17 protein-coding genes and 1 pseudogene are annotated in these 18,337 nt (G+C 65.7%); 8 read left to right on the top strand and 10 right to left on the bottom strand.

Annotation, left to right across the window (positions count from 1 at the left end; genetic code table 11):
• Nucleotides 1–21: 21 nt before the first annotated feature.
• Nucleotides 22–633 (top strand): annotated as a pseudogene (locus tag ACEWFR_RS00090) (SLC13 family permease); the annotation flags it as partial.
• 259 nt (nt 634–892) lie between these two features.
• On the opposite strand, the gene purF reads toward ACEWFR_RS00090, so the two are convergent.
• Nucleotides 893–2,365 carry an amidophosphoribosyltransferase gene (purF, locus tag ACEWFR_RS00085; protein WP_374059602.1) on the bottom strand — a complete coding sequence of 491 codons (1,473 nt, stop codon included), beginning with the start codon at nt 2,363–2,365 and terminating at the stop codon, nt 893–895.
• A 366-nt stretch (nt 2,366–2,731) separates the two neighbouring features.
• Here purF and ACEWFR_RS00080 point away from each other — a divergent pair, with 366 nt between their 5' ends.
• Complete coding sequence (locus tag ACEWFR_RS00080) at nt 2,732–3,100, top strand: NTF2-like N-terminal transpeptidase domain-containing protein (protein ID WP_374059136.1); 369 nt, start codon at nt 2,732–2,734, stop codon at nt 3,098–3,100.
• 305 nt (nt 3,101–3,405) lie between these two features.
• Nucleotides 3,406–5,181: a DNA mismatch repair protein gene (locus tag ACEWFR_RS00075; protein WP_374059135.1), complete on the top strand. Its 1,776-nt coding sequence runs from the start codon at nt 3,406–3,408 to the stop codon at nt 5,179–5,181.
• A 1-nt stretch (nt 5,182) separates the two neighbouring features.
• Here the strand turns inward: ACEWFR_RS00075 and ACEWFR_RS00070 are convergent, their stop codons facing one another.
• The 4 genes from ACEWFR_RS00070 to dps all read right to left on the bottom strand — a co-directional run bounded on the left by ACEWFR_RS00070 (nt 5,183) and on the right by dps (nt 8,920).
• The gene (locus ACEWFR_RS00070) at nt 5,183–5,827 is read right to left on the bottom strand and encodes a DUF6735 family protein (protein WP_374059134.1); all 645 of its coding nucleotides are present in this window, start codon (nt 5,825–5,827) and stop codon (nt 5,183–5,185) included.
• 188 nt (nt 5,828–6,015) lie between these two features.
• Nucleotides 6,016–7,536 (bottom strand): HTTM domain-containing protein, encoded by a 1,521-nt coding sequence (locus tag ACEWFR_RS00065; RefSeq protein WP_374059133.1) that lies wholly within the window; start codon nt 7,534–7,536, stop codon nt 6,016–6,018.
• A 108-nt stretch (nt 7,537–7,644) separates the two neighbouring features.
• Nucleotides 7,645–8,091 (bottom strand): SRPBCC family protein, encoded by a 447-nt coding sequence (locus ACEWFR_RS00060; RefSeq protein ID WP_374059132.1) that lies wholly within the window; start codon nt 8,089–8,091, stop codon nt 7,645–7,647.
• 172 nt (nt 8,092–8,263) lie between these two features.
• Nucleotides 8,264–8,920 (bottom strand): DNA protection during starvation protein, encoded by a 657-nt coding sequence (dps, locus tag ACEWFR_RS00055; protein WP_374059131.1) that lies wholly within the window; start codon nt 8,918–8,920, stop codon nt 8,264–8,266.
• A 171-nt stretch (nt 8,921–9,091) separates the two neighbouring features.
• Here dps and ACEWFR_RS00050 point away from each other — a divergent pair, with 171 nt between their 5' ends.
• Complete coding sequence (locus ACEWFR_RS00050; RefSeq protein WP_374059130.1) at nt 9,092–10,357, top strand: Tat pathway signal protein; 1,266 nt, start codon at nt 9,092–9,094, stop codon at nt 10,355–10,357.
• Between the two features lie 30 nt (nt 10,358–10,387).
• Here ACEWFR_RS00050 and ACEWFR_RS00045 read toward each other — a convergent pair whose 3' ends face one another.
• On the bottom strand, nt 10,388–10,837 hold the full coding sequence (locus ACEWFR_RS00045; protein WP_374059129.1) for a DUF393 domain-containing protein: 450 nt from the start codon (nt 10,835–10,837) through the stop codon (nt 10,388–10,390).
• Nucleotides 10,838–10,952: 115 nt separating this feature from the next.
• The gene (locus ACEWFR_RS00040; protein WP_374059128.1) at nt 10,953–11,327 is read right to left on the bottom strand and encodes a 2Fe-2S iron-sulfur cluster-binding protein; all 375 of its coding nucleotides are present in this window, start codon (nt 11,325–11,327) and stop codon (nt 10,953–10,955) included.
• Nucleotides 11,328–11,432: 105 nt separating this feature from the next.
• Here ACEWFR_RS00040 and ACEWFR_RS00035 point away from each other — a divergent pair, with 105 nt between their 5' ends.
• From ACEWFR_RS00035 to ACEWFR_RS00025, 3 genes are all read left to right on the top strand, one after another.
• Nucleotides 11,433–12,446, top strand: coding sequence for an alcohol dehydrogenase catalytic domain-containing protein (locus ACEWFR_RS00035; protein ID WP_374059127.1), 1,014 nt, complete (start codon nt 11,433–11,435; stop codon nt 12,444–12,446).
• Between the two features lie 186 nt (nt 12,447–12,632).
• Nucleotides 12,633–13,439: an NAD-dependent epimerase/dehydratase family protein gene (locus ACEWFR_RS00030; RefSeq protein ID WP_374059126.1), complete on the top strand. Its 807-nt coding sequence runs from the start codon at nt 12,633–12,635 to the stop codon at nt 13,437–13,439.
• Nucleotides 13,440–13,536: 97 nt separating this feature from the next.
• Nucleotides 13,537–13,863: a hypothetical protein gene (locus ACEWFR_RS00025; protein WP_374059125.1), complete on the top strand. Its 327-nt coding sequence runs from the start codon at nt 13,537–13,539 to the stop codon at nt 13,861–13,863.
• Nucleotides 13,864–13,896: 33 nt separating this feature from the next.
• Here ACEWFR_RS00025 and ACEWFR_RS00020 read toward each other — a convergent pair whose 3' ends face one another.
• Both ACEWFR_RS00020 and ACEWFR_RS00015 read right to left on the bottom strand, forming a co-directional pair.
• Complete coding sequence (locus tag ACEWFR_RS00020) at nt 13,897–14,946, bottom strand: glutathione S-transferase family protein (protein ID WP_374059124.1); 1,050 nt, start codon at nt 14,944–14,946, stop codon at nt 13,897–13,899.
• Nucleotides 14,947–15,049: 103 nt separating this feature from the next.
• Complete coding sequence (locus ACEWFR_RS00015) at nt 15,050–16,033, bottom strand: calcium/sodium antiporter (protein ID WP_374059123.1); 984 nt, start codon at nt 16,031–16,033, stop codon at nt 15,050–15,052.
• A 119-nt stretch (nt 16,034–16,152) separates the two neighbouring features.
• On the opposite strand from ACEWFR_RS00015, the gene ACEWFR_RS00010 reads away from it, so the two are divergent.
• Nucleotides 16,153–17,253, top strand: coding sequence for a DNA methyltransferase (locus tag ACEWFR_RS00010; protein ID WP_374059122.1), 1,101 nt, complete (start codon nt 16,153–16,155; stop codon nt 17,251–17,253).
• Between the two features lie 372 nt (nt 17,254–17,625).
• Here the strand turns inward: ACEWFR_RS00010 and ACEWFR_RS00005 are convergent, their stop codons facing one another.
• Complete coding sequence (locus ACEWFR_RS00005) at nt 17,626–18,288, bottom strand: TrkA family potassium uptake protein (protein WP_374059121.1); 663 nt, start codon at nt 18,286–18,288, stop codon at nt 17,626–17,628.
• Between the last annotated feature and the right edge of the window lie 49 nt (nt 18,289–18,337).

Genomic DNA, 18,337 nt, shown 5'->3' with positions numbered 1-18,337 from the left:
ACTGACGGGAAAGCGTACTCGCCGGAGGACGCCGATACGATCGTGGCCATCGGCGGCGCGATGGTCCTGTTCACCCTGCCGACGGAGACCGAATACGGCGACCACACCTTCCTGCTCGACTGGACGACCGCCGTCGACACCCCGTGGGGCGTTATCCTCCTTTTCGGCGGCGGCCTCGCGATCGCCAGCGGCTTCGGTGACACCGGGCTCGCGGCCTGGATCGGCGAGCGCCTCGAGTTGCTCGGCGGCGTCCCGATGATCGCCGTCCTGTTCGCCGTGGTCGTGATGACCATCTTCCTGACGGAGGTCACCTCGAACACGGCGACGACGGCGATGTTGATGCCCATTCTCGCCGGCGTCGCGGTCGGAATCGGCGTCCACCCATTCGGACTCATGATCGCCGGCGCGACCGCGGCCTCCTTCGCGTTCATGCTCCCAGTCGCGACCCCACCCAATGCGATCGTTTTCGGCAGCGGCTACATCACGCTGCCGCAGATGGCCAAGATCGGCGTCGGGCTCAACGTCATCGGGATCGTCCTGATCACCCTGGTCGCGGTGGGCTGGCTGCCGATTGCCTGGGGGATCGAGATCGGAACGCTCCCGACGGAGTTCGCCGAAGCGTTCCAGGGGTAATCAGTGTGATTGGCGGAACGCGGACACCAGTTGCATCCGCGAGTGAACCCGAAGGGTGAGCGAGCGGGCCGACGACCGACCCGGAATGAACGAAGTGAATGGAGGGGAGAGAGGAGTGCTTTTGATCGAAATTTTACCGAGGGACATCGCGCTGTGCGGCAAAGCTGCCAGCCCGATAGACCGTGGTTCGAAAGACGCCTTTGCGTCTTTCGTCATCACGAGAGAGCTTCGCTCTCTCGAACGACAGAGTAAAATTTCGTTAGTCGTCCGCGGGCAACTGCGTCCCGCCCACATCGGGCCGGCTCACGTCGCGGTCGGTCTCCTCGCCCTCGATATCGTAGGGGTACTCGCCGGTCACGCAGCCCAGACAGAGGTCGAGTCGATCCTTCTCGAGCACGTCGGCGACGGCGTCGGTCGAGAGGTAGGCGAGACTGTCGGCGTCGATCTCGTCGCGGATTTCGGCGGTCGATTTGTCGGCTGCGATGAGCTCCTCGCGGGTGGCCATGTCGATGCCCATGTAGCAGGGGGCGACGATGGCCGGCGCGCCGATGCGGACGTGGACTTCCTCGGCCCCGCAGTCCTTGAGCAGCTGGACGAGCTGTGTCGAGGTGGTCCCGCGGACGATGCTGTCGTCAATGACGGTGACGGTCTTGCCCTCGATCGTGGATTTGATCGGGTTGAGCTTGAGCCGCACCGCGCGCTCGCGCTCGTCCTGGGTCGGCATGATGAACGTCCGACCGACGTATCGATTTTTCATCAGCCCCTCGGCGAACTCGACGCCGTCGTCTTCCGCGGCTCGCGGCTCGCCGTCGGCGGTCGTCTCGCTCGCGGCGTCGGCGTAGCCCGAGGCAAAGGCCCGCCCGGAGTCGGGGACGGGCATCACGACGTCGGTCTCGACGCCGCTTTCCGACCAGAGCTTCCGGCCGAGATTGCGGCGGGCCTCGTAGACGAGCGTGTCGTCGATGACGCTGTCGGGGCGCGCGAAGTAGACGTGTTCGAAAAAGCAGTGGGCGGTGTTCTCCTGTTCGACGAGCTGGTAGGAGTCGAAGCCGTCGCCGTCTTCCTGCAGGACGACGAGTTCACCCGGACGGACATCCCGGACGAGTTCACCGTCTAACGTGTCGATCGCCGCCGACTCCGACGCGAGAATGTAGCCGTCCTCGAGTTTCCCGATACACAGCGGGCGGTTCCCCTGCGGATCGCGGACGCCGAGAACGGTGTCGTCGTGGGTGATCGTCAGCGAGTACGAGCCGTGGATCCGCCCCATCGTCCGCTTGACGGCGCGGACAAGGTCCTCCTCGAGGAGGTTGCGCGCGAGGTCGTGGGCGATGACCTCGGTGTCGCCGTCGCTGGTGAACGCGTGGCCCGCGGCGGCGAGTTCGTCGCGGATCTCGTCGGCGTTGACGAGGTTGCCGTTGTGCGAAAGGCCGAGCGAACCGCTCTTGAACGAGACAGAGAACGGCTGTGCACAGGAGGAGTCGACCGAGCCGGCAGTCGGATACCGAACGTGCCCGATTCCTGCCGATCCGTTGAGCGCATCGAGATCGTCCTCGCCGAACGCGTCGCCCACGAGCCCCATCTCGACATGGCTGTGCTGCTGAAAGCCGTCGTGGGTAACGATTCCTGCGGACTCTTGCCCGCGATGCTGGAGTGCGTAGAGCGCGTAGTACAACGGTCGCGCCGCGTCCCGACCGTCAAGTGAGACGCCGACGACGCCGCACTTTTCGGTCATTCCTGTTCGCCGGGGAGTTTCGCCCCGCCCATCAGTCATAGGAGTCAGTAGGGCATCGAGCCGATAAAAATCCCCGTGTTTGTGCTTCTTCGACTCCCTCTAAATGTGAATTGTATCCACAATCGTGCATATTGATCGAGAAATTGCGTGACAGTAGTCTTTCTGTCCGACGGCGCTCGATGAATCGTTGCTATCGGCGTCTCGAGACGGAACTGACGGGATCGCACCAGCTCAGTCCGCCGAGCGTTCGTTCGCCCATTCTCAGCGCGAACAAAACACAACTCCAGTAGTGAGGGGCATCTATTTTAGCGAGATCGATACAGTTGGCCGAAACAGATAAACAATCATGGTTTCTGATATAGACCGATGCAACGACGACAGTTCCTGGGGGCGACCGCTGTGGCAACGGCCGGACTCGCCGGCTGTATGGGCGTTCTCAACGATAGCCCAGACGAAGTGGTCGAGAAGTTCTATCAGGCAGCGAACGACGGGGACAGAGCGACTGTCAACGATCTTCTTCACTCCGACTCACCATCCGGCGAGATTTCGGAAGAGGAGATGTCCAATCTCGAGGACACGGAGATGACGGTCGAGGAGACTGAAGTCGTCGATGAAACGGACAGCATTGCCGAGGTCCGGGCCGAGATAACGATGGAACAGGACGGCGAATCGACGACCAACGAGATGACGATCGAGCTCAGAACGGAAGACGGCGACTGGAAAATCTACGAGTGACCGCTCGGTGACTCCAGCGGTGATATTTTTCGGAGAGGTTCGATCGCGCCAGTTATAGTAGTCGCTGAAACGACTCACACGCTGATCGTACTGCCGTCACGTGATTCAGGTATGAACTGACTTTCAGTGACTGCTATAGTCGGTGCGAGCAACGTTCGCCACCGCGCTTGGAGAGACATGCCAGCAATCGGTTTTCTGAATACAGGTTTCGTGATCGGGACCTGACGGCGGTGAAGTCGACCGTTCTCGAGTATCGCGGCGCTCGAGACACAGCGTTCAAGAGCGTTGCCTCGAGTTCACAGCGTATGCGACTCGAGGAGTACTGGGGGGTCGGCCCGAAGACGCGGGAGACGTTGATCGAGGAGCTGGGTCACGAGCGGGCGATCCAGGCGATCGAAAGCGGGGACGTACGGGCGCTCGCCGACGCCGGGCTCGCCCGCGGGCGAGCGACGCGGATCTTGCGCCGAGCGACCGGTGGTGCGGGAATGGACGTTCTGGCGACCAGCGACGCGCGGTCGGCCTACAAGGAGCTGCTGGACCTCGCGGTCGACCACGCCGTCACGCAGCGCGCGGCGGACCGAATTCGGGTGCTGACACCCCTCGATAGCCGGGCGGCGATGGACGACCGCCTCGACGACGTGCTTGCAGCCCGGGACGCCTGGGCTGGCCTCGCCGACGACGACCGTAAGGCCGTCCTCGCGGCCTACGAACGCTACGACGAGCGTGCCGGGAGCGAGCACGCGGCCGTCGAGGCCGCGCTCGCGTTGCTCGCAGCCGGCGTCGATTCGGGGCCGTTCGCCGCGATCGCCGACCTCGAGCGCGACCGGCTCGGGGCGGCCGCCGACGCGCTGGCGGCGTTAGACGGCGGCCGAGTCCGCGAGGATGCCGACGAGGAACTCGACCGTCTCCGGGACGCGCTGGGTGCGGTCGAAGACATGGACGCCGACGCCCTCGCGCTGATCGAGGACCTTCGTTCGGAAGGCGTCCACGACGTCGAGGCCTTCCGCCAGGCCTTCGAGGACCGCCTGTTGAGCGAGACCGACGTGACGATCGATCGGGTTCGGGACGCGATGCCGACCGACGCGGCGGATGCGACCGATTTCGTCGGGGACACGTTGCGCACGTTGCGGACCGATCTCACGGCGGCGGTCGACGAGCGGGAGGAAACCGTCGCGAGCGAGTTCCGGGAAACGCTCGCGGACGCCCGCGATGCCGTCGATCAGGCGGTCGAAGCGGTCGACGACATAGCGCTTCACCTCTCGCTGGCTCGCTTCGCGCTCGAGTACGATTGCACTCGCCCCATTTTCGTGACGGGGGAAGACGCGGCCGTCTCCGTCGTCAACGCGCGCAACCTCACGCTGGCCGCGCGAGACGGCGAGTCGGTCCAGCCAGTCACCTACGGGCTCGGCGAGCACGGTATCACGAGCGTTCCAGACGGTGTGAACGCGGTCCCCGGCGAACAGCGCGTCGCCGTCCTGACGGGCGCGAACAGCGGCGGGAAGACGACCCTGCTCGAGACGCTGTGTCAGATCGTCCTGCTGGCGACGATGGGGCTGCCGGTCCCCGCGGATCGAGCCGAGGTGACGGCCGTCGACTCGCTGGTCTTCCACCGCCGGCACGCGAGTTTCAACGCCGGCGTCCTCGAGTCCACGCTTCGATCGATCGTCCCCCCGCTCTCGTCGGGCGGTCGCACCCTCATGCTGGTCGACGAGTTCGAGGCGATCACGGAGCCGGGCAGCGCGGCGGACCTGCTCCACGGACTGGTCACGCTCTCCGTCGACCGCGAGGCGCTTGGCGTCTTCGTCACCCACCTCGCGGACGACCTCGAGCCGCTGCCCCCGCAAGCGCGGGTCGACGGCATCTTCGCGGAGGGGCTAAACCCTGACCTCGAGTTGCTCGTCGATTACCAGCCCCGCTTTGGCACGGTGGGCCGGTCGACGCCGGAGTTCATCGTCTCGCGGCTCGTCGCGAACGCGAGCGACCGGGGCGAACGCTCCGGGTTCGAGACGCTAGCCGAGGCCGTCGGCAACGAGGTCGTCCAGCGGACGCTCGCGGACGCTCGCTGGACCGCCGGCGAGTGAGTTACGACGGCCCGCTCCGGTCCCCGTCGTCTGTCCAGTCACCGTCGTCCGTCCGTTCCCCGCGGTCGGATCGGTCCTCGAGGCAGTTTTCGGTATCGGACCAGTTTTGGTCCTCGAGCCAGCGGTCCGGCGTGGGCTCGTACCCGGTTCCGGACTCGGTATCGATCGGCTCGCCGTAGGTGTAGAGCGTTCCGTCGTACTCCTCGCAGACCCGGGCCTCGAGGTAGGCCTGCGCGGCTCGCCGCGAGAGCGCCCCCATCTCGATGACGTCGGCCAGTGCGGTCTTGGTCGCTCGAAACCAGCGCCTGACCGAGTCCTCGGAATCGGCTTCGATGATCGCACCTCGACCGACGTCGCGGCCGTCGCCCCACTCGAGCCAGCAGACCCGATAGGCGTCGACCGCGTAGTCGGCAGCCGGATTGACCAGATACAGCGCCTCGTGGACGCAGGGATCGAGATGATCCGTCAGGATTCGATCGCGGCTGATCGAGTCCGCCACCAGGGGCCCCGCAACCGAGCCGTCGGCCAGCGGCGTTGTGGACGCGATCTCGTCGACCAGCGACAGCGTCTCGCCGCCCCAGTGGCTGTACCGCAGGTCGTAGAGCCGATCCGGTCGGCGGTAGGCGACGAGCGCCCTATGCCCCATCGTCCACCCTGTTTGCCGTGGTCGAGTCGGTCCGCTCGAGGCTCGAGCGGGGAACTGTGTGACGGGTCACAGCGACTCTGGCCGCCCGTCCGTACTTGAACCTGCGGACGTCTGCGGTCTCGAGGTCCGTCGGGACAGTGGTCCAGTCGGCGGGGCTGTGGAAGGTGGACGACCCGTTCCAGGACACCTCAGCAGGACGCCGAGATCCGCTCGTTGGGAACCGGTTCACCGACCGGGCCGTCCGCGTCGACCGACTGATCGACGCGGTAGATGGTTACCGACTCGATGTCGTCGGGGGCGCGGTCACAGAAGTACGCCGCCGCGGGATCGAGGTGGGCGTCTCCACTGCCGCCGCGCAACTTCGTTCCGTAGCGCTTCCAGAGCGCCGACGGATACCGATCCATGGCGTCCGGCGGGCGGTCGAAATCGACCGTCCCGCCGTCGACGAGATCGATCGGGGCGCCCGATTCGCGCTCGGCCTCGACGACGTACCAGCTGTACTCGTCCGGCGGATCGGGTGCGAAAAAGGCCCAGCTCGCACTACCCAGTTTCTCACCGCCCGGGGTCGGCCCGGTATCGACGAGGCCGGCCGCGGTCACCTGCCAGCTCACCACGGAGAGGAGAACGCAGGCGAACAGTACCGTCGTCCCGAGTCGAATCCCGCGCCGGACCCGGGGCGCGCCCAGGAAATCACGCGGACCAGTTCCGCCTTCGTCCCGTGACGTTGCGAGCGCCTCGAGACGGCGGCCCGACGCGGTCCGCGACACGAACTCGTCGATGGGATCCCAGAGCTGCGGGGGGAGGAACAACAGCAGGGCGGCGATCATTACGAACGGAAAGGCACCCAAGCGCATCGTCGCCGCCATCCCGAGGTGTGCGCCGACGAACGCGCCGACGGTCGCGATCCGGAGCCGGCCGGTCGCGAGCACGAGCAGCGGCGACATCGACAGAACGGCGATCCAGAGCCAGTTGACCGCAGTGAGCAACGCCGGATACTCCGCGGCGGTCGGGCCGAGCAGGAAGACGAAATCCTGAAGATGGAAGATACGCCTGACCGCCGTGGCGCTCATCCAGGCGTCGCTTCGGAACTTGAGGACGGCGTTGAGCAGGTAGATCACCGCGACGTGGAGGAGAACGGTCGCAGTCGCCGCCGAAACGACGCGCGGGTCGTCTCGCGAGTCGATGGGATCTGAACGTTTGTTCGCGAAGCGACGCGGGCGAAGCGACCAGCGCCGCTCGAGCGGGAGCGTCGCTGCGAGGACGAGCAGGGAGAGGAGGATCGTATCGCCGCCGTTAACGAGATACGGATTGCGGGCGAACAGCGACGCGAGGAGGAGTGCCGAGACGACCGCCGCGAGTCGGTGCCGGTAGCCGACCAGAAGGCACGCGGCGGCACCACCCGCGATCGCGACCAGCAAGGCCTGTAGCCACACCGAGCCAGAGAGGGCGTGCAGGGACCACGTCGCGAGCGTCGGAGATGCCTCCGCGAGGGCGGACCGGGGGAGGACGCCCTCGTCGGTGTAGAAGGGTACCAGCCCCGGAACGCGGAGGAAGAGGAGATCACAGAGGACGACGAGCCCCAGTCCGATCCGGAACGCAGCCAGTGCGCGGGGATCGATCCCGAGTCGCGACCGACCGAACGCGCGAAGCGACGCAAGCGTCGTCGACTCGCCGTCGGCAGTCGTGAGTGTCGATCGGTCGCCAGTCATACGGAGCAGTCGGATCGATCCCGGATTGTCAACCGGAATATAAGTATTTTCTCCTCTCCGCCGCTCGAAAACGTGAATGAACCGTCCCGACGGGAGACCCCATCTCGGCTACGCCGGTGCACTCGCCCGTCGTTCGGCACGGGCCGCGATCGACTCGTTCATCGCGACGAACGCGCGTTCGACCCGCCCCTCGTCGAACAGCAGCGGGACGAGCGCACCTCTGACCGTCTCTCGCTGTAGCAATCGCGTCCGCCGCCCGTCATCAATCGGCACGAGGTGAAACTCGTGGTAGCGATCGAACGCGAACGGGAGAACGAACCGCTCGAGCCAGGCGAGCCGTCTGTACGGCTCGACGGTGACGATCATCGGCCCGTCGAGGGACCGACGGGAATCGACGGGCTGGTACTCACCCCGTCGCTCCGTCCCGTCGATCGCGATTCGCTCGACGGTTCGACTGACCGGGTTCCACTCCGGATAGTATTCGAACTCGAGCAGCGCCTCCCAGACGACGTCGGGCGGCGCGTTGATCTCGACGAACACTTCGACAACGTTCATAGATACCGTAGTACACACATGGGGATGGCTGTACCGGTCACCCGTCCGTCGGTCGCCCTGCTGACGGCTCCGTGATGGAGGGTGGAAACGCATATCGACGGCGATAATGGGCGCGTCGGCCGCGATCGGCTCTCGCATCGCAGGCGTTCGACGAGCCGATCGACCGGCGCGGTTATGCGCTGTCGTTGAACCGCCGGTTCGTCGAGAGCGGCGCGTCGCCGGGTTCCCCTCGGACGAAATGGCCGGCCGGGTTGATTTCGCCGTCGCGCTCCATCGAAAGGAGTTCGACGAACCACGCCTCGTGTTCGATCTCTTCTTGCAGGATGCGCTGGGCCATGTCGTAGGTCCGCGGGTCGACGCCGTGGGTCATGTCGCAGATCTCCGACCACGTTCGAATGGCACAGCGCTCTGCTTCGAGCAACACTTCGAGGATGCTCTCGGCGGTCAGGTTCTCGAGGTCGAACTCCCCGGTTTCGTACGCCACCGGCATATCAGCGTCCGGGCAGGACGCGCGATCCGCGAACTCCCTGATATCGTTGGGCAGCGCGCCGCCGAGTTCGTACACTCGCGGCGCGACGAGTTCGAAGTGCGCCCGGTCCTCGAGGCGGGCGTCCTCGGTGATCTCCTTGTAGTCCTCGTGTCCAGCGAGGTGCATTCGGAGGTTCGTGTAGTAGTAGTACGTCGTGAACTCGGCACCGATCGCGTCCAGCAATTTCTCGCGCAGTTCCTCAGGCTCGAGCCCGCGTTCGCGGAGCACGGCCATTCCGACGCGCTCGCTCGTGTCCCCCGCATCGACGTTCCCTGCCGCGTGTGGTTTTTCGTCGGACATCCCACCGATCGACTCCCATAACTCGACGCATCAATCTTTGCTTGCGACTGCCGTACCGACCCACGTAGCGTCGACAGTCGGTCTCTCCCGACAACCACCGGTCGGCTGTCCGTCGTCCGGCTAATCGGTGTGACCGCAATATCCTTAGTCGCCAACCCCTGAGAGTCGTGTATGAACGGTTCGGATCGCGGACTCTCGCGTCGCGCGTTCGTGCGCAGCGCCGTCGCCATCGGCGGTGCGAGCGCGCTGTCCGCCTGCCTCCAGCGCGAGGAGACCGAGGACGTGCCCCAGGCCACGCTCGCCCCCGATGCGCTCCCGGATCGCCAGCACGCATGGAACGAGTTCCTCGGGACGGACGACGACGGGAACGTTCGGCCACCCGAACACCACCTCCTGCTCGGCCTCGAGTACGTCGGCGACGGTCCCGCCGAGGCGACGGCCGAACGCGAGCGACTCGAGGCCGCGTTCCGAACGCTCGAGAAAGCGTACAAGCGCGGCAACGAGGGACTGGCGTTCACGATGGCCTACGGCCCGGCCTACTTCGACCGCTTCGACGCCGACCTCGCGGGGATCGATCTGCCCGAGCCGACGTCACTGACGCCGTTCGACGATCCGGAACTCGACGAGTACGACGCCTTGCTTCAGGTAGCCAGCGACTACGGTCACGTCACCCTGAGCGTCGAGGAGGCTCTCAAAGGTGAACTCGAGGAACTCAACGGGATCGACGTCGAGGGAACGTTCGACGGGATCTTCGCGGTGCGCGACCGCAGAACCGGGTTCATCGGCCGCGGCCTCCCGGCCGACAATCAGTCCGGCGTCCACGGCATCCCCGACGGTGATCCAGTTCCGGACGACGCGCCGATGTTTATGGGGTTTAAATCCGGCTTCAGGCAGAATCAGGCGAGCGAGGACCGCGTGACGATCGACGAGGGACCGTTCGCCGGCGGGACGACGATCCACCTCTCGAAGATTCAGTTGCACCTGCATCAGTGGTACAATCAGGACAGCCGCGGTCAGCGCGTCTCCAAGATGTTCTCGCCGAACCACAACGCGGCGGATCTCGTCGAGGGGGCCGGCCACAATCTCGGCGACTCGAGTCGCGTGACCGATGTCGGCGGCGACCCGACTTCGACCGGCACTGGAACTGTCGGCCACGCCCAGAAGGCCGCTCGCGCTCGCGAAGACGGCGAACCGATCATCCTCCGGCGCGACTTCGACTCGACTGACGACGACACGGCGGCCACCCATTTCCTCTCGCTCCAGCGCTCGATCGACGATTTCGTGAAGACCCGCAAAGCGATGACCGGGACCGATCTCGATACCCCGATGTTCAACAGCGGTATTCTCCAGTACATCAGCGTCACGAACAGAGCGAACTACCTCGTTCCGCCACGGGAGCTTCGGTCCCTGCCCGCGCCGAATCCGTCGTCGGAGTGAACGGCGACGATACGATCGGCTCGCGAGGACTCAGCCCGAACCCGTCGGGACGTGCGTTCGACTGCCGCTGGCCGCGAGCTCATCGAACAGCGCCGCGGCGTCGTCGGCCAGCGGATACGCGTCGTGGTAGGGATCGATCTCTCGGTCAGTCCCCGAAACCGACTGGACGGCGTCCGCGACCCGCTCGTAGTTCTCGTCGACGATATCTCGGATGAGCACCGGCATCCCGGCTCGCTCACACAACTCGGTCGCAGCCGCCCGGCCCGCCCAGACCGTCTCGGCCTCGATATCCGCGAAGAACAGTGCGAACGGCGTCTCGCCAAATTGCCTCTCGAGGAACGCCTGTGCGGCCGGCTCCGCCCATGGAACGACGCCGACGGCCTCGAGTTGGCGCATCGCGGTCGAGGCCGCCGAACAGAACGGACAATCACCATCGTAGAGCAGAATTCCGGTGAACTGCGGTGTCGTCGGCTCCGTCATGGGGGTGCCTACGGCGGCAGAGCGGAAAACGTTCGGCGGGCAGTTTCCGGCCCCCGTCTCACTCGCGGTTCGATCGGCCGCAACGGCTCGAGTGCCCGCCGAAACTCGAGCCCCCTTACCCGAGCTTCGACCGGCCCGGCGGTCTGTCGTGATCGGCGCGGTGTCTGAGCAACTCGCCGTAGCGTTCGACTTCAATGACGCAATCCGAGCGGGGGCGCGCGACGCAGGTGAGGACGAATCCGGCCGCCTCGTCCTCCGGGTAGTACCGTTTGGCCTGGCTGTGATCGACCTCGCCGGAGAGTAGTTTCGCGCCACAGGTGATACACCAGCCCTGCTGGCAGTCAGCCGACAGCCAGATGTCCGCAGCGCGGGCTGCCGTGAGGATTGCCTGATCCTCGCGGACCTCGATCGTCCGGGATTCGCCGGCGGCGTCCAGATCGGCGTCTTCGGGCACGCGAAGTTCGATGTCCCACGTCGTGAGGGCTGTCACGGGAACGCGTACAGCCGGCCGGGAAAAATGCCTGCGGCCGGCGGACCGCAAGGCCCGGTGCCGCCTTCCCTAGGGCCTTTGCCCTCGAGACCGATCGGAAAACCGATGCGAGCCGCAGCCTTCACCGACTTGATCGGTCCCGAGGGAGTGAGCGTGATCGAACGAGACGACTCCGAACCCGGCCCCGACGAGGCGCTGGTGGACGTCGAGGCCTGCGCGATAAACCGTCACGATCTCTGGATCCTCGAGGGGGATTCTGCGATGGTCGACGCCGACGACCTCCCGTTCGTCACTGGCCTCGACGTGGCCGGCGTCGTGAGCGAAGTCGGGGACGGCGTTCGCGGTCTCGAGCCCGGCGAGAGGGTCGTTCTCTGTCCGAACGAGACCTGTGGCTCCTGTCGATTCTGCCGCGAGGGGCCCGAGAACATGTGCGAGCGGTTCTCCTTGTTCCACGGCGGCCTCGCCGAGACCGCCAGCGTGCAGGCTGATCGGCTCGTTCCGTTGCCCGAAGGGATGGACGCGACGACGGCCGCCGCGATTCCGACGGCGTACATGACCGCGTTCCACATGCTCCGGCGGGCCGAGGTCGGCCCCGGAGACCTCGTTTTCGTCCCCGGCGCGACGGGCGGCGTCGGCGTCGCCGCGATCCAGCTTGCAGACGTTTTCGGCGCAGAGACGATTGGGACCTCCTCGTCGGCAACGAAACTCGAGCGGGTCCGCGAACTCGGTCTCGATCACGGAATTCGATCGACCGATATCGAGGAGATCCGGAACGAGGTCGAGGCGATCGGCGCGCCGGACGCGGTGATCAACCACCTCGGCGGCGAGTTCACCGGACTCGGCCAGTCCGTCATGCGCCGCGGCGGGACGATGGCGATCTGTGGCCGCACGGCCGGCGGCGAATCCACGATCGACGTGGCGAGCCTCTTTCTTGGCCACAAGCGCATCGTCGGCTCCACGATGGGTACCCAGGACGATCTCCGACGGCTCGTCGAACTCGCCGCCGACGGCCGACTACGCCCCGAAATCGATCGGACGTACGCGCTCGAGGACACCGACGACGCCTTCGCGGCGATGCAAGATCGCGAGAGCGTCGGCAAACTCGTCGTCGAACCGTAGGACAACAACTGGCCATCGAACGTGTCTCGGCCACCCGATCGTTCCACCGCCGGGCGGGAATGAAAGGGGCTTTCAGCGTGGTGTCGTCTCGCAGCGCCCTCATGCTCGTGGAATCCGTTCCGACTCGCCCAACTAGCCGGAAGGCGCTGGCCCGACCTATTTTGGCCTCGTTGCCGTCTCTCGGGTATGACGAACATCGCGATCACCGGCGCGGCGGGGAACGTCGGCCGGGAAGCCATCGACGCGTTTTCGGAGCACGATCACGACCTCACGCTCTTTTCCCACAGCGAGACCGAGGATCTGGATACGACTCCGCTCGAGATCACCGACCGAGCGGCGTTTGTCGACGCGCTCGAGGGCCAGGACGTGCTGATCCACCTCGCGGCCAACGCCTCGCCGCGTGCGTCGTGGGACGAGGTGCGCGGGCCGAACATCGACGGCCTTGCCAACGCCTTCGAGGCCGCAGTCGAGAACGACCTCGGGCGGGTGGTCTTCGCGAGTTCGAACCACGCGGTCAACAGGCGAAACACCGTCTCGGCGATCCGGCCGGAGTCGACGGTGGGGGGCCCCGAAATCGTCCGGCCGGACGATCCGACCGATCCGGACACCTTCTACGGCGTCACGAAGGTCTTCGGCGAGGCGATGGGGTCGTACTACGCCAAGCGACACGGGTTCGAGGTGGTAAACCTCCGGATCGGCTGGTTGCTCACCCGGGACGAACTCCGCCACGTGTGCGACGAACGCGACGGTGCCGGCGAGCGCTACGCCCGCGCGATGTGGCTCAGCCCCGGCGACTGTCGGCGGCTGCTCGACGCGGCCGCGACGGCAACGCTTCCGGAGTCACCACTGATCACCCACGGAATCTCCGACAACGCGGAGCGGTTCCTCTCGCTCGCCGAGACCATGCAAGCCCTCGAGTACCGGCCACAAGACGACGCCGAGGCGGTCCTGAGCGACGAGTCGGACGGCCGTGACGACCTCGAGACGACCTGATCCGCCGGCGGTCGCAAGGGAGACCTCGAGCCGTTCGTCGCCGGAGGCGACTCACGGATTCGAAAGACCGAATACCGACACGTTCGTATTACCGCACATGTCAGTTAAGGTGTCAGATTCGACGGGCTACGGGCCGAACACCCAGATGTCCATGTTCGGCTATATTATGGGCGCAGTACTCCTAATCGTTCTTCTCCCGTTGATCCCCGTCCTCGTCCCCGTGTGGATTCTCTGGAAAGTGTTCGTCGCCGAGGAAGAGTTCGAACACAGCTTCGAGACCTGGCGACAGGAATCCGGCCGTACCGGTTCCGACCGTGAGGAAGCCGCCGAATCCGAACCCGAAGACGCCGCCGCTGAAGACACCGAGACCGAAGACGACGAACCGGCAGACGCGGACGCGGACCAGACGGCAGCCGAATCCTAACGCCGCCGTTTCCGTCTCGAGGACGAGCCCTCGTTAGTCGTCGGTGCTCGCGGCCGCGACGAGGTCGGACGGCGGCCCGCCCGGAAGCTTGTCGCGGTCATGGGGTTTTTCGAACTCGAGGTCGGGACCGCGGGCGACGATGCCGTGCGGGTTCACGTCGGGGTGGGTCGTGTAGTAGTGCTCCGTGATGTGGTCCATGTTCACCGTCTGCGCCACGCTCGTTCGTTCACTCGGCGTCCCCTCCCTTCGGTCGGCGACGCCGGTCTGATAGAGGTCGCGCAGATACGGCCAGAGGTTGTCGTACTCCCGGACGTACTGGACGTTACACATGAAGTGCGTGTGGTAGACGTTGTCGAATCGGACGAGCGTCGTGAACATCGCGATATCGGCCGCTGTAAGCCGATCGCCGGCGAGATAGCGCTGATCCGCCAGCACCTCGTCCCAGTGATCGAGCGCCGAAAAGAGGTCGTCGACCGCCTCGTCGTAGGGCTCCTGTTTCGTCGCGAAGCCCGCGCGATAGACGCCGTTGTTGATCGGCTCGTAAATCTCGTCGATAATCCGGTCGACCTCGTCACGATACCCCTCAGGGTAGAGGTCCACGTCTCGTGAGGCGATTTCGTCAAATTCGGTGTCGAGCATCCGCATGACCTCTTCGGACTCGTTGTTGACGATGGCGCCCTCCTGTTTGTCCCAGAGCACCGGCACCGTCACGCGACAGGTCGCGTCCGGATCCGCGCGCACGTACAACTCACGCAGGAAATCCGCGCCGTGGACGTGATCCGGCGTACAGCCCGCCTTCTCGGGAGTGAACTGCCAGCCGTCCTCGTCGCGGTAGGGGTCGACGACCGAGACGGAAATCGCGTCCTCGAGCCCCTTCAGCGCACGCGTCACCAGCGTCCGGTGGGCCCACGGGCAGGCATAGGAGACGTAGAGGTGGTACCGGCCCGCCTCGGGCTGGAATCGAGCGTCCGGGTCGTCGCGAATCTCGTTCCGGAAGGTCGTTTCCTGCCGCTCGAACGAGCCGTCGTCGTCGGTCGACTCGAACGCGTCGGTTCGCCACTCGCCGTCGACGAGCATGTTCATAGGCGAACGAAGGGCCCGGAACGACAAAGACTCTCGCTAACCCTCGTGTTACCGGTATCTCGCGACGGGACGCGATCAACCGATATCCGGTCCTGCCGGCGACTTAGAACACCAAACTCGCGACCGAGTACCCCGCTCCGAGGACGACGAGAGCGACGCCCTCGAGACGCGTCAGCCATCGCCCGGTCGCGAGCACGACCGTCGCGAACGCAGTCAGTGCGGCCAGCCACGCCAGCGCGACGAAAACGGCCGGGTCGACGGTCAGCGGTCTGACGACGGCGGCAATCCCCAGCACGCCGACGACGTTGAAGACGTTCGATCCGATGACGTTCCCCGCGGCGATGCTCACGTCGTCCCCGCGGGCGGCCACGACGGAGGTCACGAGTTCCGGTATCGAGGTCCCGGCCGCGACGACCGTCGCGCCGATCGCCCACTCCGAGATACCGGCGGCGAGAGCGAGTCCCACCGCCGAGTCGACCAGCACGCGTCCGCCGACAATCACGAGGAGCAGGCCGGCGAGGACGCGCCCGGCCTCGAGGCCGAATCGGACCTCGCGTTCGTCCCGGCCGTCGGGAGAACCGGTCGCTCCACCGGTCACCTCTGGCCGGGCCTCATCACCGTTGCCAGCTGTATCCCCTCGAACCGCGACGGCGAGCGCGCCCAGATAGCCGACCAGCAGTGCAAGCAGAATCGCGCCGTCGAGCCGCGAAACGACGCCGTTGGCGAGGACGGCGGCCGCGACGATCGTCGATGCGGCCATCGCGAGCGCGTCGCGGCGGAGCAGCGTTTCCGCGACGCGAAACGGCGAAATGACGGCGACGAGGCCGAGAATCACGCCGATGTTGAACACGTTCGAGCCGACGACGTTCCCGACCGAGACGTTGCCTTGACCCTCGAGTGCGGCCTCGGTCGAAACGACGACCTCGGGGGCGGAGGTTCCGAAGGCCACGACCGTGAGGCCGACGACGAGCGCGGAGACGCCGGCCGCGCTGGCGAGTCTCGAGGCACCAGTGACGAGCAGCCGCGCTCCGATCCACAGGGCGAGAATGCTGAGACCGAACAGGACGACATCGCCGACGGGTACCATCGATAACAGATCCATTCGAAGGGCAGCATGAAAAACGGCGGGCAAGCGGACGGGGCGATCGATCCGACCATTCGACCGGAGCCACGGGTGTTTAAGCGATCCGAGTGAGCACTCGAGGTATGGCAGACGACGGGGATCGACACCGCCAGAGCCGCCTGTTCACGGACGACGACGGCGAGTTCGACGCCGATCGCGCGCGCGAGGAGTCCCTCCCGGTCGAGGACGGCGAGGTGATCGATACCGACGACCTCGCGGATCACCAGCGCTACGTCGAAGACAGAGGGATCTACGACGAGCGCAACCGGGTGAACGACCTCACGGGCAAGGAGTGGAAGTACGCCACGAAGTCCGTGATCCCCGAGGGCTACCCGCCCGCCGTCCAGCACGACCTGCGCAGCGAACACGGCGGCCAGAAACCGCCGCGACTCTGCGCGGAGCTGATCGGCCGGTTCAGCAAGGCCGGCGACACCGTCCTCGATCCCTTCGCGGGCGTCGGCGGCACCCTGTTGGGCGCGAGTTTCTGCGAACACGAGGGCACCGGCCTTCGGGAAGCGATCGGCTTCGAGCGGACCAGACGATGGATCGAGATCTACGAGACAGTCCTCGAGCGGGAGAACGAGGAGCGTCGCGCACGCGGCGAGCCGCCGCTGGCCAAAGGGGACATGCGACACGGCGACTGTGCCGAGTTGATCGACGGCGTCCCCGACGACTCGGTTGACCTCCTGCTGACTGATGTCCCCTACTGGCACATGGACGAACTCGAGCAGACGCGCAACGAACGCGAAACGCGCGAGAGCAAACTGGGCTCGTTCGATAGCGCTACCGGCGCTCCCGACGCCTCAGACGCCGAAACCGACGGTCGCGATGCAACCGCCGACGCCGATTCAGAGACGGATCCCGACGATCGACAGACGAAAGCCGAGTGGCTCGACGATATGGCGGGCAAGTTCGACCAGTTCACCGACGCCGTCGCGCCGGACGGTCACGTCGTCGTCTTCATCGGCGACATGTACCGCGAACAGTCCTACGAGTTCCTTTCGGCGGATCTCGCGCGGGCGATCGAGTCGACCGCACCGCTGACCCTCGCGGCGAACCTGATCTGGTATGACCCCACGAAGGACCTCCACGTCTACGGCTATCCGTTCTCATTCGTCCCCTCGATGGTCCACCAGAACGTCCTCGTCTTCCGCCTCGAGGACGAGGGCGAAAGCGACGACTGAGCCGCTATCGTCGGCCGGCAGTGAGCGAGCCGGGATCGTTGGCCGACCCTGACGAGTCCGGTTTACAGCTCCCGCCGAGAGCGCCGTCTGAGACGGATTTCCGCACCGGGTGTCCGGCGGATCGCGACCGTCATTCGGGCGCACCGAAACCAGCTGATAGCGGTCCGTCTGACCCTCGTCAGTCGATCGTCTGACGCGGTTTTATTGGGCACCGTCGCGACGGAAGGAACAGGCGCGAGGCGGCCTCCCCACCCCTCCCCCATCCGCCTGCGCGCCTGCTCCCGTTTCTCTCCCCCTTTTATCGCGTCGACCAGCCTGATCGAGTCACAGCGGCTGGTTCGAGGACCGACTCGAGCCCGGAGACGACCCGGCTTAGGCGTTTGCGGGCGACAACGTCGACCGAACCTCCTCGGCGCGATCCGCGTCGGTGATGACCGCGACCTCGTCTCCGGCCTCGAGTTCGGTCCCCGGGAGCGGGATCGTCAGCGGTTCTCGAGCGCGACCGTGGGCGTAGATCCGTGCGGATTCTGGCAACTCGAGTTCGCTCATTCGTTTGCCGACCGCCGGCGATCCGTCCCGAATCTCGAGGACGGTCAACTGGAGGTTCTCGGCGAGATCGGCGACAACATTGAAGTCACCGCCCAGCAGGGCGGTCTTCGCGCCCGCAGCACCGAGCCGTTCGGGGTAGATAATCTCGTCGACCTCCTCGGCGTACTTCTCGTAGATGTCCTCGCGGTAGTCCTCGTCGATCCGGAGAACGGTCCGACAGCCGTGGTGGGTCCCGACCATACACGCGGCGAAGTTGGCGTTGAGATCGGGCGTGAACGCGCCGATCGCATCCGCGGTTTCGATCCCGGCGTCGACGAGGACGTCTTCGTCAGCGCCGTCGCCGTGTACCGTCTCGAACCCGTCGGTAGTGGCGCGTTCGATCCGGTCCGTGTCGTCGTCGACGATGCGGACCTCGTGACCCTCCTCCGCGAGGATCGTCGCCGTCCGCGAACCGACCCGACCGTAACCAACGATGACAAACCTCATGCTACCGTGGTACGCGCTCCGAGGTGAAATACGTTGGTCCCGTCACGAG

This window comes from Natrinema sp. H-ect4, from assembly GCF_041894845.1.
Taxonomy (GTDB): domain Archaea; phylum Halobacteriota; class Halobacteria; order Halobacteriales; family Natrialbaceae; genus Natrinema.
Note: the sequence above shows the minus strand (reverse complement) of the source record. Positions and strands in the feature narration are given on the sequence as shown.

Coding starts and splice junctions, on each gene's coding strand:
- purF (WP_374059602.1), bottom strand. CDS start 2,365: ATGACCGAAAAGTGCGGCGTCGTCGGCGTCTCACTTGACGGTCGGGAC.
- ACEWFR_RS00035 (WP_374059127.1), top strand. CDS start 11,433: ATGCGAGCCGCAGCCTTCACCGACTTGATCGGTCCCGAGGGAGTGAGC.
- ACEWFR_RS00080 (WP_374059136.1), top strand. CDS start 2,732: ATGCAACGACGACAGTTCCTGGGGGCGACCGCTGTGGCAACGGCCGGA.
- ACEWFR_RS00005 (WP_374059121.1), bottom strand. CDS start 18,288: ATGAGGTTTGTCATCGTTGGTTACGGTCGGGTCGGTTCGCGGACGGCG.
- ACEWFR_RS00050 (WP_374059130.1), top strand. CDS start 9,092: ATGAACGGTTCGGATCGCGGACTCTCGCGTCGCGCGTTCGTGCGCAGC.
- ACEWFR_RS00010 (WP_374059122.1), top strand. CDS start 16,153: ATGGCAGACGACGGGGATCGACACCGCCAGAGCCGCCTGTTCACGGAC.
- dps (WP_374059131.1), bottom strand. CDS start 8,920: ATGTCCGACGAAAAACCACACGCGGCAGGGAACGTCGATGCGGGGGAC.
- ACEWFR_RS00020 (WP_374059124.1), bottom strand. CDS start 14,946: ATGAACATGCTCGTCGACGGCGAGTGGCGAACCGACGCGTTCGAGTCG.
- ACEWFR_RS00060 (WP_374059132.1), bottom strand. CDS start 8,091: ATGAACGTTGTCGAAGTGTTCGTCGAGATCAACGCGCCGCCCGACGTC.
- ACEWFR_RS00065 (WP_374059133.1), bottom strand. CDS start 7,536: ATGACTGGCGACCGATCGACACTCACGACTGCCGACGGCGAGTCGACG.
- ACEWFR_RS00030 (WP_374059126.1), top strand. CDS start 12,633: ATGACGAACATCGCGATCACCGGCGCGGCGGGGAACGTCGGCCGGGAA.
- ACEWFR_RS00015 (WP_374059123.1), bottom strand. CDS start 16,033: ATGGTACCCGTCGGCGATGTCGTCCTGTTCGGTCTCAGCATTCTCGCC.
- ACEWFR_RS00075 (WP_374059135.1), top strand. CDS start 3,406: ATGCGACTCGAGGAGTACTGGGGGGTCGGCCCGAAGACGCGGGAGACG.
- ACEWFR_RS00025 (WP_374059125.1), top strand. CDS start 13,537: ATGTCAGTTAAGGTGTCAGATTCGACGGGCTACGGGCCGAACACCCAG.
- ACEWFR_RS00045 (WP_374059129.1), bottom strand. CDS start 10,837: ATGACGGAGCCGACGACACCGCAGTTCACCGGAATTCTGCTCTACGAT.
- ACEWFR_RS00070 (WP_374059134.1), bottom strand. CDS start 5,827: ATGGGGCATAGGGCGCTCGTCGCCTACCGCCGACCGGATCGGCTCTAC.